This is a genomic window from Streptomyces sp. (genome assembly GCF_031178505.1).
In the GTDB taxonomy this organism is placed as follows: domain Bacteria; phylum Actinomycetota; class Actinomycetes; order Streptomycetales; family Streptomycetaceae; genus Streptomyces; species Streptomyces gulbargensis.
Genome location: NZ_JAPSIW010000138.1, coordinates 1 through 11768 on the forward strand (window position 1 = coordinate 1; position 11768 = coordinate 11768).

The following is an 11768-nucleotide window of genomic DNA, read 5'->3' on the forward strand; positions in this document are numbered from 1 at the left end:
CTCCTCAACATCGTGGCCGAACGGGTCCTCGGACTGCCGCCCGAGCCCCGCAACGACAAGGACGTCGCCTGGAAGGACCTGGCCCGATGACCGACCTCCTCTACTCCGACACCGAGGACGACCTGCGCGCCGCCGTCCGCGCCCTCCTCGCCGACCGGGCAGGCCACCGGGCCGTGCTCGACCGGATCGAGACGGACGACCCGTACCTCCCCGGGCTCTGGAAGTCCCTCGCGGCCGACATCGGCGCCGCCGGCCTGCTCGTCCCCGAGAAGCTCGGCGGGCAGGGCGCGACCCACCGCGAGGCGGCCGTCGTCCTGGAGGAGCTGGGCGGCGCGGTCACCCCCGTGCCGTACCTGACGAGCGCGGTCGTCGCCACCGAGACCCTGCTCGCCCTCGCCGGGGGGAGCGACACGGCGGCGGAACTGCTCGCCGGCCTCGCGGGCGGCCGTACGGTCGCCGTCCTCGCCGTCCCCCTCACCACCGCCCCCGGCGGCGAGCCCCCCTACGGCCCCGCGGTCACCGGCGTCGCGGACGCCACCGCCGCCGACGTCCTGCTCGTCCCGCGCGCCGACGGCCTCCACGCCGTCCCGGCCGCGGAGGCGGTCGTCGAGCCGCTCACGCCGCTCGACCTCACCCGGCCGCTCGCCCGCGTCACCACCGGTCCCGGCACGGGCACCCGGCTCGCCGGGCCCGAGGCCGGTACCGCCGCGATCGGGCGGGGCCTGCTGGCCGGGGCCGGACTCCTCGCCTCCGAGCAGCTCGGCCTGGCCACCTGGTGCCTGGAGGAGACCGTGCGGCACACCCGCGAGCGGCACCAGTTCAACCGGCCGGTCGGCTCCTTCCAGGCCCTCAAGCACCGCATGGCCCAGCTGTGGCTGGACGTCGTCGGCGCCCGTGCGGTCGCCCGCGCCGCCGCCGACGCGCTCGCCACCGGCGCGCCCGACGCCCCGCTCACCGTCGCGGTCGCCCAGGCCCACTGCTCCCGGGTGGCCGTCCGGGCCGCCGAGGAGTGCGTCCAGCTGCACGGCGGCATCGGCATGACCTGGGAGCACCCCGCCCACCTGGCGCTCAAGCGGGCCAAGGCAGATCAGCTCACCTTCGGCTCGCCCGGCCGCCACCAGGACGCCCTCGCCGCCCTGGCCGACCTCCCCGCGCCCCGCTGACGGAGCCTGCCCGCAGGCCCCGGTAAGGGGCCCCTCTGTCCGCACCCCTTTACATACTGTTTAATTGCATGTTGTTCGCAATAACAGTTGATCTCCAAAAGGGGTGTGGACACGATGGCCGCCCGATCCGTTCGCCGCGCGACCGCCGCGATACTCACCGGGGCGTTCGCCCTGGGCGCCGCGGCCTGCACGAACCCCGGCCCCGCCGGGGGCACCGGCGGCCCCAAGGACTCGGCGGTCGTCGGCATCGCCTACGAGCCCGAGACCCTCAGCCCCCTCCTCGGCTACGGCAAGGACGGCAACTCCAAGATCTTCGACGGGCTCCTCGCCTTCGACGCCGACATGAAGCTGCGGCCCGCCCTCGCCGCGAAGCTCCCCCACATCAGCGACGGCGGCCTCACCTACACCTACACCCTCCGCGACGGCGTCACCTTCAGCGACGGTGTGCCCTTCACGGCCAAGGACGTCGTCTTCACCTACCGCACGATCCTGGACCCGAGGACGAACAACCCCTCGCGCACCGAACTCGACGCCCTCAAGAGCGTCGAGGCGGTCGGCGACGACACCGTCGTCTTCCGGCTCAAGTACCCCTACGCGCCCTTCGCCGAGCGCACCGTCCACGCCATCGCGCCCGAACACGTCGCCGCGAAGCAGGACGTCAACACGGGCGCCTTCACCACCAAGCCCATTGGCACCGGCCCCTACGTCCTCACCGGCTGGTCCAAGGGCGAGAAGCTCACCTTCAAGGCCAACCCGTCCTACTGGAACGGCGCCCCCGCGGTGAAGAAGTTCACCATGGCGATCATCAAGGACGATGACGTCCGGGCCACCCGGCTGCGCGCCGGCGACCTCGACGGCGCCATCCTGCCGCCCAACCTCGCCGCCGGCTTCGCGGCCGACAAGGGGAAGAAGACGTACGCGGCGAAGACCTACGACTACCGCACCGTCACCCTCCCCACCCATCACCCCGTCACCGGCGACACCGCCGTCCGCCGCGCCCTGGACATCGCCGTCGACCGCCAGGCCATGGTCGACAAGATCCTCGAAGGCGCCGGCAAGCCCGCCTACGGCCCCGTCCCCACCGACAGCCCCTGGTTCGCCCGGGGCACCGAGCGCCGCCACGACCTCGCCGGCGCGGCCAAGATCCTGGACGAGGCCGGCTGGAAGCCCGGCCCCGACGGCATCCGCGTCAGGAACGGCGTCCGGGCCTCCTTCCCCCTCTGGTACCTCTCCGGCGACAAGCTCCGGCAGGACCACGCCCTCGCCTACGCCTCCGACGCCAAGAAGGCCGGCGTCGAGATCAAGACCCAGGCCGGCACCTGGGAGGTCATCGAACCCCGCATGAAGACCGACGCCGTCCTCGCCGGCGGCGGCTCGCCCGGCGACCCCGACTTCGACCAGTACCTCCTCCTGAAGTCCTCCCTCGCCGGCGACGGCTTCAACAACATGGCCTGGTACGACAACAAGACCGTCGACAAGGCCCTGGACGAGGGCCGCAGGACCGACGACCCGGCCAAGCGCAAGGCCGCCTACGACACCGTGCAGCGCGAACTCGTCAAGAATCCCGGCTACACCTTCCTCACCCACATCGACCACCTCTACGTCGTGAACGACTCCTGGACCTCCGGCGCCAAGGGCGCCCCGCTCACCACCCAGGTCGAGCCGCACGACCACGGCCTGGCCGCCGGCCCCTGGTGGAACGTCGAGGCCTGGAAGCCCAAGAGCACCGGAGACACGAAGAAGTGAAGCGCCGCCTCCCCTGGGGGGCCATGGCCCGGATGACGGGACGGCGCGCCCTCGCCGCCGTCCCCGTCCTCCTCGCCGTCACCTTCGCGGTCTTCGCCGTCGCGGAGGCCTCCCCCTTCGACCCCGTCAAGGCCTACGCGGGCACCGCCGGACTCACCGCCTCGCAGGAGAACCTCGACCAGCTCCGGGCCAACCTCGGCGTCGACCGGCCCCTGCTCACCCGCTGGTGGGAATGGCTCACCTCCGCCCTCACCGGCGACCTCGGCGACTCCTCGGTCATGCGCCGCCCCGTCGCCGACGTCATCACCGAGCGCCTCGGCTGGTCCGTCCTCCTCGCCGCCACCGCCTTCCTCGTCGCCATCGCGCTCGGCACCGCCCTCGGCGTCCTCGCCGGACGCCGCCGCGGCGGCCTGATCGACCGGACCGTCAGCTCCCTCGCGTACACCCTGGAAGCGGCCCCCGCCTTCTGGCTCGGGCTCCTCGCCATCTGGTTCTTCGCCCTGAAGCTGGGCGCCCTGCCCGCCGGCGGCCTCACCGACACCGCCAGCGACACCGTCACCTTCGGCCAGGTCACCCGCCACCTCGTGCTGCCCGCCCTGGTCCTCGGCATCTCCCAGCTGCCCTGGTTCTTCCTGTACGTCCGCCAGGGCGTGGGCGACGCCCTCGACGAGGACCCGGTACGCGGCGCCCGCGCCCGCGGCCTGGGCGAGGGCACCGTCCTCACCGGCCACGCCCTGCGCTCCGGCATGCTGCCGATGCTCACCCTCATCGGCTCCCGCGTCCCCGAGCTCATCACCGGAGCCCTCCTCGTGGAGACCGTCTTCAGCTGGCCCGGCATCGCCGCCGCCACCGTCCAGGCCGCCACCTCCGTCGACTTCCCGCTGCTGGCCGCGCTCACGGTGCTCGCCACCGCCGCCGTCCTCCTCGGCAACCTCCTCTCCGACCTCCTCTACGGACTGGCCGACCCGAGGGTGGGCTTCGATGGCTGACCCGCGCACCCACCGCCTGCGACTGTGGACCTCCGCCGTGACCGTCGGCGCCGTCCTCCTCGCCGTCCTTCTCGTCCCCCCGCTGGCCCAGCTCGACGAACAGGCCGTCGACCTGTCCGCCAAGCTCCTGCCGCCGTCCTGGGACCACCCCTTCGGCACCGACGACCTCGGCCGCGATCTGCTGCTGCGCTGCGTCTACGGCCTGCGGATCTCCCTGCTCGTCGGCCTCGTCGCCGCCCTCGTCGCCACCGTCATCGGCACCGCCGTCGGCGCGGCGGCGGGCGCCCTCGGCGGCCGGCTCGACCGGGGCCTGATGCGGCTCGTGGACGCCTTCTCCTCCGTGCCGCACCTGCTGCTCGGAATCTTCGTCGTCGCCCTGTTCCGGCCCGGCGTCTGGCCCGTCATCGTCTCCGTGGCGGTCACCCACTGGCTCTCCACCGCCCGGATCGTCCGCTCCGAGGTCCTCTCCCTGCGCTCCCGGCCCTACGTCGACGCCGCCATCTCCGGCGGGGCCTCCCGCCGCCGCGTCGCCGTCCGGCACCTGCTGCCCGCCGTCCTCCCGCAGGCCGGTCTCGCCGCCGTCCTCATGGTCCCGCACGCCATGTGGCACGAGTCCGCGCTCTCCTTCCTCGGCCTCGGCCTCCCCAGCCACCAGGCCAGCCTCGGCAACCTGGTGCAGACCGCCCGCTCCTCGCTGCTCGCCGGTGACTGGTGGCCCACCCTCTTCCCCGGCCTCCTCCTCATCGTCCCGACCCTCGCCATCGCCGGACTCGCCGGAGTCTGGCGCGACCGGCTCAACCCGCGCCGCCGATCGGAGCTGATGCTGTGACCGGGAACGTCCTGCGTGCCCTGGAGGCCGTCACCGCGGAACGCGCCGGGACCGCCCTCCTCAGCGTCCGCGGCCTCACCGTCCGCTTCCGCCTGAGCGGCGGCCGGACCGTCGACGCCGTCAGCGACGCCGACCTCGACCTGGTGCCGGGGGAGTGCCTCGCCCTCGTCGGCGAGAGCGGCTGCGGCAAGTCCGTCCTCGCCTCCGCCCTCCTCGGCCTCCTGCCCGCGAACGCCGAGACCACCGGCACGGCCCTGCTCGCCGGCCCCGACGGCACCGGGCCCACCGACCTGCTGGCCGCCGGCGAGAAGACCCTCGCCCGCACCGTACGGGGACGCCGCGTCGGCCTCGTCCCGCAGAGCCCCGCCGCCCACCTCACCCCGGTCCGCACCGTACGGGCCCACCTGGAGGAGACCGTACGGGCCCTCACCGGCGTCCCCCGGCGCGAGCGGCGGGCCCGCGCCGAGGAGGCCGCCGAACGGGCCGCCTTCCCCGCCACCCATCTCGACCGCCACCCGCACGAACTCTCCGGCGGCCTCGCCCAGCGCGCCGCGACCGCCCTCGCCCTCATCGGCGACGCGCGACTCCTCCTCGCCGACGAACCCACCACGGGCCTCGACCGCGACCTCGTCGACCGCACCGCCGACGAACTGCGCCGCCATGTCGACGAGGGCCGCGCGCTGCTCCTCATCACCCACGACCTCGCCGCCGCCGAACGCATCGCCGACCGGGTCGCCGTCATGTACGCGGGCCGGATCGTGGAGACCGCACCCGCCCACCGCTTCTTCGGCCCGGCCGGCCCCCGGCACCCCTACGCCCGGGGCCTGCTCGACGCCCTCCCCGAGCGGGCCTTCACCCCCATCCCCGGGATGCCGCCGGAGTTGACGGCCCTGCCCGACGGCTGCGCCTTCGCCCCCCGCTGCCCCCGCGCCACCGACCTCTGCGGCACCCGCCCCGAGCCCCGCGCCGCGGTCGCCTGCCACCACCCGGAGCACCCCCGTGCTTGAACTGAACGGCATCACCGCCGGATACGACCGCCGCGCACCCGTCTTCCGGGGCGCCCGTCTCACCCTCGCCCCCGGCGAGTCCGTCGGCCTCCTCGGCCCCAGCGGCTGCGGCAAGTCCACCCTCGCCCGGGTCGCCGCCCTCCTCCACCGTCCCGACGCGGGCCGCTACGTCCTCGACGGCACGGAGATCCGCGCCTGGCGCCACCGCGCCCCCCGCGAACTGCGCACCGCCGTCGGCGTCGTCTTCCAGCAGCCGCGCACCGCCGCCGACCCCCGGCTCACCCTCGCCGACCTCATCGCCGAACCGCTGCGCGCCACCGGCCGCGGGGCCGAGGCCGCCGCGCGCGTCGCCGACCTCGCCCCCACCGTCGGCCTCACCCCCGAACTGCTCTCCCGCCGCCCGCACGCCGTCAGCGACGGCCAGCTCCAGCGCGCCTGCCTGGCCCGGGCGCTCAGCCTCCGCCCCCGCTGGCTGATCTGCGACGAGATGACCGCCATGCTCGACGCCTCCACCACGGCCGCGCTCGTCGCCGCCGTCGAGACCTACCGCGCCGGGACCGGCGCCGGCCTCCTCGCCGTGGGCCACGACCGGGTCCTGCTGGAGCGCTGGTGCGACCGTACGGTGGAGTGGAAGGACTGCCTGACGGGAGGGGACGAGCGGTGACCGGGACCTGGACGCGCGCGGCCGAGGACGACCCGCTCGACGGGCTGCGCACCGCCCTCACCCACGCCGACTGCGGCCTGGAGCCGCGCGGCGGCTTCGAGGACCACTGCTGGCTGCTCCACGCCATCCACGCCGGTCCGGTACGGCTCCGCTGGGACGACGTCCTCGCCCGGGCCGGCCGCCGCTTCGCGGACTGGCGGCTCACCCCCTCGTACCTGGTCTTCGAAGGCGTCGAAGGAGCCGACGACCTCGACGGGCCCAGCGACGCCGAGGCCGACTCCGTGACGTCGGACCGGCTTGTCGCCCACCTCGCGCGCCACTCCGCCGACGGGCTCGCCACCTGGTGCGGGGCCGCCCAGGCACCCGTCTCCACCGACGGGACGCTGGTCGCCTGGCGCGGCCGGCTCGGCGACGCCCCCGCCCACCGGGCGGCCCGGCCGGCCGACGTCTTCCCGGCCACCTGGTGGGCGGCGGACGGCAGTTGGCACGTCCTGTCCGACTGGGACCTCAACGCCACCGAGGTCTTCGGCAGCCGCGCCCTGATCGCGGACCTGCTTGCCGATCCGGAGCTCGAAGCGGTCCGCCGGCCGACCATCCGGGAGACCTTCCGGGCCTTCCCCGGCTGATTCCGGGCAATCTCACCCGTATGGCCGCCCCGCCGCACATCCGGACGGACCGTACATTCCGCCACACTGTCCGCCGAACGCCGCAATTCCGGTGCGGCGACGGAGGGACGTGAGAGCGATGGCCGTTTCCATTTCTGTCGTGGTGCTGCTGCTGATCCTGGCCGTGGTCTTCCTGCGGAGCGGTGGTCTGAAGGCCACCCATGCCCTCGTCTGCCTCCTGCTCGGCTTCTTCCTCGCCGGTACGAGCATGGCGCCCACCATCCACAACGGCGTGGCGGCCACCGCCGACGTGGTCTCCAGCCTCCGGCCCTGACCGCCACGGCGACGGGGCCGCCCGCCGTACGGCGAGCGGCCCCGTCGGCGGGCGGCCGTGTCAGACCATCTCCGGCATCTCGCCGACCGTCGTCCGCACGTCGATCACGGCGAACGCGGCGCCCTGCGGGTCCACGATCGCGGCGAACCGGCCGAAGGGGCTGTCCATCGGGCCGAACACCTTCCGCCCGCCGAGCCGTTCGGCCGCCTCGACGGTCTTGTCGCAGTTGTCGACGGCGAAGTAGACCTGGATGTACGCCGGGACCTCGGGCGGGAAGTCGTCCGCCGTCATCACCATCCGGCCGAGCAGGGGGCCCTCGCCGAGGTCGAAGACCCGGTAGTCCTCCATGTTCTCGTCCTTGATCTTCTTCGAGCCGTACCCGAAGACCGAGGTGTAGAAGGCGTCGGCCCGCTCCGGCTCCCGGGTGAACACCTCGGCCCAGACGTACGAGCCGCTCTCGCCCTCCAGCTCGAACCCCTCATGGGTGCCCGGCTGCCACAGGCCGAAGGTGACGCCCGTCGGATCCTGCGCGAGGCACATCGAGCCGAAATCGCTCACCTGCATCGGCTCCATCAGCACCGTGCCGCCCGCCGCGCGGATCTTCTCCGCCGTGGCGGCGACGTCGTCCGAGGCGAAGTACAGACACCAGGCCGACTGCGGCGGGGCGTCCTGGCCCGGCATCGGCGGGACGACGGCCGCGACCGCCTTGCCGTTCCGGTACGCCTGCGTGTAGTTCCCGAATTCCGAGGAGGACTCCCCGAAGGTCCAGCCGAGCACGTCACCGTAGAACGCCTTGGCGCCCTCCGCGTCGGTGAACATCGCGTCGGTCCAGATCGGTGTGCCCTCAGGTCGTGCGGCCATGACGGTGACTCTCTCTTCCGTTCGATGACGAGGAGACGTTCCTGAGAGCCACGCTAGCCACGCCCGGCCCGCCCCGCGCGGTGACGCGCGACCGGCCCCGGCGGCTCACGCCTCGGGCACGGGCGGAACCACCGCGACCGGGCAGTGCGCGTGGTGCAGGACCGCGTGCGCCACCGACCCGATCAGCAGGGAGCCGAAACGGTGCCGGTGGTGACGGCCCACGACCAGCAGGGCCGCGTCCCGCGACCCGTCCACGAGCCGCCCCGCAGCGTCACCCGGTGCCACCACCGGACGCAGCTCGACCTCCGGCCACCGCTCGGCGAACGGCCGCAGCCGGGCTTCCTGCTCCCGCTCCGTCTCCCGCAGCATCAGCTCCGAGTCGTCCTCCTCCGGCAGCGGCCCCGGCACCTGGAGCACCGGCACCGGAGCCACCAGGAGCGCGGCCGGGACCGCCGGCAGCCGCAGCACGGTCACGGCCTCCAGGGGTACGCCGCGGAGCCGGGCCGCCTCGAAGGCGAACTCCACCACCTCGTCCGGCGTCTCCTCGGGATGCAGGCCGAGGAGCACCCGCCCCGCCCCCGCCTCCGTCCCCGGCACGGCCGTCCGCGCCTCGTGCGGCACCACCACCAGGGGACAGGGCGCCGTCGCCGCCAGCGAGCGGCTGGTGGAGCCGAGCAGCAGGCTCGCGAAACCGCCGCGTCCCCGCGCGCCGGTGACCAGCAGCCGGCAGCCCCGGGCCGCCGCCGGGAGGGCGTCGGTGACGGAGCCGTCCAGCGACGTGCAGCGCACCGGCACGGCGGCGCCGCGCTCCTCCACCAGGGCGCGGGCGGCGTCCAGGACGGGGTCCGGGCGCGGGGCGCCCGTGCCCGGGGAGACGCCCCGGCCAGGCGCGGGCACGCCCTCGGGGCGCACGTGGGCCACGATCAGGGGCGCCCCGAGGGCGGTGGCCGCGCCCAGGGCCCACTCGAGGGCCCTCGTTCCGTGCGCGGAGCCGTCGACGCCGACCAGGACCGGCGCGCCGGAGGCGGGCGGTCCTGGGGGAGTGCGGGAATCGCTCATGGGCCCATCACTCCCTCGTCCCGCGGCCCCCCATGCCGGGACACCGGGGAAGCCCCCCGGCAGGACCACCGGGACGCCGGGGAGGATCAGGCGTTCTGCTCGCGCAGGGCCCGCTGCTCGTTGCGCTCCTTGATGCGGAGGTTCTCCTTGCGGACCTCGGCCTGGGTGGCGCGCTCCTTCACGAGCCACTCCGGGGCCTCCTGCTTCAGGGCCTCGATCTGCTCGGTGGTGAGCGCCTCGGTGATCCCGCCGCGGGCGAGACCCGCGATGGAGACGCCGAGCTTCGCCGCGACCACGGGGCGCGGGTGCGGTCCGTTGCGTCGCAGCTCCTGCAGCCAGGCCGGCGGGTTCGCCTGGAGTTCGTTGAGCTCGGTGCGCGAGACGACACCCTCCTGGAATGCGGCGGGCGTGGCCTCGAGGTACACACCCAGCTTCTTCGCCGCGGTGGCGGGCTTCATCGTCTGGGCGTTCTGGTGCGACGTCATGCCTCCAGGGTATCGAGCATGTGGCCGACTTCCGACCACGGCCGCTACCGGTAACCTGGCGGGGTGACAGGCTCGGAAGCTTCCCCCTCGTTCCGGCTCGCGTATGTCCCGGGAGTGACGCCCTCGAAGTGGGTGCGGATCTGGAACGAGCGCCTGCCCGACGTCCCCCTCACCCTTCTCGGGGTGACCCCCGCCGAGGCCTTCGGCGTCCTCCGGGACGGCAGGGCCGACGCGGCGCTGCTGCGGCTGCCCGTCGACGGGGACGACCTCAGCGCGATCCCCCTCTACACGGAGACCACGGTCGTCGTCGTGCCCAAGGACCACCTCTTCGCCGCGGCGGAGGAGGTGTCGCCCGAGGACCTCGCCGACGAGCTGGTCCTGCACCCGCTCGACGACACCCTGGGCTGGGAGCGCCCGCCGGGCCGCCCGGCCCTGGAGCGCCCCGCGACCACCGGCGACGCGATCGAGCTGGTCGCCGCCGGGATCGGCGTGCTCGCCGTCCCCCAGTCGCTGGCGCGCCTCCACCACCGCAAGGACCTGACGTACCGCACCCTCCACGACGTGCCGCAGTCGCGGGTGGCGCTGTCCTGGCCCGCGGCGGAGGAGGCGCCCGACCTGGTGGAGGAGTTCATCGGGATCGTCCGCGGCCGTACCGTCAACAGCACCCGGGGCCGGCGGGCGGAGGAGAGCAAGGGCCGCAAGGCGGAGAAGACCCCCAAGAAACCGCAGGGCGGCGGGCGGTCCGGAGCGGGCGCTTCGCGCACCGGCGGACGCCCGGCCACCGGGGGCCGCGGGGCCGGTGGCGCCGCCTCCCGGGGCCGCGGCGGCAAGCCCCGCCGTCGTTCCTGACCCCCGTTCCGGGCGCGGCCGCCGTCGCGGCGGGGCCGGGACCGTCCGTACGGCGGACGGCCGGTGTCCCGGGGCGGCGGGCCTCGGCATACTGACCCCTCCTGTCATCGAACGCACCCAGGAGGAACATTGGCCGCCAGTTTCAGGACCGTCATCGAGGTGGGTCCCGACCACCTCGACCAGGCCCGGTCCGTCGACCGGCTGTTCCAGGAGGCGATCGCCCCGGCGACCGTCGACTTCGACTTCGAGGCGATCCGGCAGGCCGCCGAGGCCGTCCCCGACAGCACCGTCGTGCGGACCGTCCGCGGCTGGGGGCTCCAGGAGCACGCCCCGCTGCTGGTCATGGTCCTTTCCCTCAAGGAGGCCGTGCGCCAGGCCCTCCCGGCCGAGTACGCGGACGCCCGCTTCTGGGAGACCGTCGAGCGCGAGCTGACCGAGGCCTTCACGGACCTCGGCGCACAGCTCGGGCAGCCGGGCCTGTCCTTCTACGAGGAGACGCCGGAGCGCACCCGCTTCTACCGGGACCTGTTCTTCGCCCTCGGCGACGAGACGGCGGGGGAGTCCCTGCACGCCCTCGCCTTCTGCGTGGACGTCACCCTGCACCTGCCCAAGGACCGGGTCCTCGCCCTCGGCCCGGCCGACACCGCCGCCTTCGCCGTCCGCCTGAACGCCGTGGTGCTCCGCCAGCCGCTGGGCCTCGCCGCCTGAACCGCTGAACCGCCCTGCCGGCCCGCCGTCCCGGGCCGGACCCCGCCGTACGTGACGCCCCCCGCGTCCCGGCCCCGGTGTCAGCGCCGGCTGCGGACCGTGATCAGGGGCACCACGAACCAGACGAGCGCGAACCAGAGGGCCATCACCGCGACGAGCCACAGCGCCAGCGCGTCGTGCAGTGCCATCCGCATGATCAGGAGGAACGCCGACGCCATGGTCAGGTACAGCAGCACCAGGCCGACCACCGTGAGCCGCGCCGCCCACCTGACCGCCACCGGCTTGAGCCGCCGCCCCGACACCAGCCGGTGCAGCGACACGGGCCCGATGAGCGCCCCGGTCGCCGCCGCCCCGCAGAACACCGTGACGACGTAGATCGTCCTGTCCACCGACCCCAGGTCCGAGAAGCGCGGCTGGAAGACCACGGCGAGCAGGAAGCCGAAGAGGATCTGCACACCCGTCTGCGCCA

At 74.3% G+C, this 11768-nt stretch carries 14 protein-coding genes; 10 read left to right on the plus strand and 4 right to left on the minus strand.

What is annotated here, in order from left to right:
* Nucleotides 1-86 precede the first annotated feature (86 nt).
* The 8 genes from RIF68_RS12545 to RIF68_RS12580 all read left to right on the plus strand — a co-directional run bounded on the left by RIF68_RS12545 (nt 87) and on the right by RIF68_RS12580 (nt 7337).
* Entirely contained in the window at nt 87-1163 is a 1077-nt protein-coding gene (locus RIF68_RS12545) for an acyl-CoA dehydrogenase family protein (RefSeq protein ID WP_309051283.1), read from the plus strand.
* 114 nt (nt 1164-1277) lie between these two features.
* Nucleotides 1278-2909: an ABC transporter substrate-binding protein gene (locus RIF68_RS12550; RefSeq protein WP_309051284.1), complete on the plus strand. Its 1632-nt coding sequence runs from the start codon at nt 1278-1280 to the stop codon at nt 2907-2909.
* Complete coding sequence (locus tag RIF68_RS12555) at nt 2906-3898, plus strand: ABC transporter permease (protein ID WP_309051285.1); 993 nt, start codon at nt 2906-2908, stop codon at nt 3896-3898. Before RIF68_RS12550 ends, RIF68_RS12555 begins: the two co-directional genes overlap by 4 nt.
* A complete protein-coding gene (locus RIF68_RS12560; protein WP_309051286.1) occupies nt 3891-4727 on the plus strand; it encodes an ABC transporter permease in 837 nt (278 codons plus the stop codon). Before RIF68_RS12555 ends, RIF68_RS12560 begins: the two co-directional genes overlap by 8 nt.
* On the plus strand, nt 4724-5734 hold the full coding sequence (locus RIF68_RS12565) for an ABC transporter ATP-binding protein (RefSeq protein ID WP_309051287.1): 1011 nt from the start codon (nt 4724-4726) through the stop codon (nt 5732-5734). The genes RIF68_RS12560 and RIF68_RS12565 overlap by 4 nt, the downstream gene beginning before the upstream one ends.
* Nucleotides 5727-6398, plus strand: a complete 672-nt coding sequence (locus tag RIF68_RS12570) for an ATP-binding cassette domain-containing protein (protein ID WP_309051288.1) — start codon at nt 5727-5729, stop codon at nt 6396-6398. Before RIF68_RS12565 ends, RIF68_RS12570 begins: the two co-directional genes overlap by 8 nt.
* Entirely contained in the window at nt 6395-7024 is a 630-nt protein-coding gene (locus RIF68_RS12575; protein ID WP_309051289.1) for a hypothetical protein, read from the plus strand. The genes RIF68_RS12570 and RIF68_RS12575 overlap by 4 nt, the downstream gene beginning before the upstream one ends.
* 118 nt (nt 7025-7142) lie before the next feature.
* Complete coding sequence (locus RIF68_RS12580) at nt 7143-7337, plus strand: hypothetical protein (protein ID WP_309051290.1); 195 nt, start codon at nt 7143-7145, stop codon at nt 7335-7337.
* A gap of 60 nt (nt 7338-7397) precedes the next feature.
* Here the strand turns inward: RIF68_RS12580 and RIF68_RS12585 are convergent, their stop codons facing one another.
* From RIF68_RS12585 to RIF68_RS12595, 3 genes are all read right to left on the minus strand, one after another.
* Nucleotides 7398-8198, minus strand: coding sequence for a VOC family protein (locus tag RIF68_RS12585; RefSeq protein WP_309051291.1), 801 nt, complete (start codon nt 8196-8198; stop codon nt 7398-7400).
* 105 nt (nt 8199-8303) lie between these two features.
* Nucleotides 8304-9257: a universal stress protein gene (locus RIF68_RS12590; RefSeq protein ID WP_309051292.1), complete on the minus strand. Its 954-nt coding sequence runs from the start codon at nt 9255-9257 to the stop codon at nt 8304-8306.
* Between the two features lie 86 nt (nt 9258-9343).
* Nucleotides 9344-9742 (minus strand): DUF5997 family protein, encoded by a 399-nt coding sequence (locus RIF68_RS12595; protein ID WP_309051293.1) that lies wholly within the window; start codon nt 9740-9742, stop codon nt 9344-9346.
* Nucleotides 9743-9805: 63 nt separating this feature from the next.
* Between RIF68_RS12595 and RIF68_RS12600 the strand changes: the two genes are divergently transcribed.
* Both RIF68_RS12600 and RIF68_RS12605 read left to right on the plus strand, forming a co-directional pair.
* A complete protein-coding gene (locus RIF68_RS12600) occupies nt 9806-10591 on the plus strand; it encodes a LysR family substrate-binding domain-containing protein (RefSeq protein ID WP_309051294.1) in 786 nt (261 codons plus the stop codon).
* A gap of 129 nt (nt 10592-10720) precedes the next feature.
* The gene (locus RIF68_RS12605; protein ID WP_309051295.1) at nt 10721-11299 is read left to right on the plus strand and encodes a Type-2Aa cytolytic delta-endotoxin; all 579 of its coding nucleotides are present in this window, start codon (nt 10721-10723) and stop codon (nt 11297-11299) included.
* 80 nt (nt 11300-11379) lie between these two features.
* Here RIF68_RS12605 and RIF68_RS12610 read toward each other — a convergent pair.
* Nucleotides 11380-11768 (minus strand): DUF6328 family protein (locus RIF68_RS12610; RefSeq protein ID WP_309051296.1); only part of this gene is annotated, 389 nt, incomplete at its 5' end.

Excerpts from the sequence above, each read along its gene's own strand:
- RIF68_RS12545 (WP_309051283.1), top strand. The coding sequence starts at position 87 with ATGACCGACCTCCTCTACTCCGACACCGAGGACGACCTGCGCGCCGCC.
- RIF68_RS12550 (WP_309051284.1), top strand. The coding sequence starts at position 1,278 with ATGGCCGCCCGATCCGTTCGCCGCGCGACCGCCGCGATACTCACCGGG.
- RIF68_RS12560 (WP_309051286.1), top strand. The coding sequence starts at position 3,891 with ATGGCTGACCCGCGCACCCACCGCCTGCGACTGTGGACCTCCGCCGTG.
- RIF68_RS12580 (WP_309051290.1), top strand. The coding sequence starts at position 7,143 with ATGGCCGTTTCCATTTCTGTCGTGGTGCTGCTGCTGATCCTGGCCGTG.
- RIF68_RS12585 (WP_309051291.1), bottom strand. The coding sequence starts at position 8,198 with ATGGCCGCACGACCTGAGGGCACACCGATCTGGACCGACGCGATGTTC.
- RIF68_RS12590 (WP_309051292.1), bottom strand. The coding sequence starts at position 9,257 with ATGAGCGATTCCCGCACTCCCCCAGGACCGCCCGCCTCCGGCGCGCCG.
- RIF68_RS12595 (WP_309051293.1), bottom strand. The coding sequence starts at position 9,742 with ATGACGTCGCACCAGAACGCCCAGACGATGAAGCCCGCCACCGCGGCG.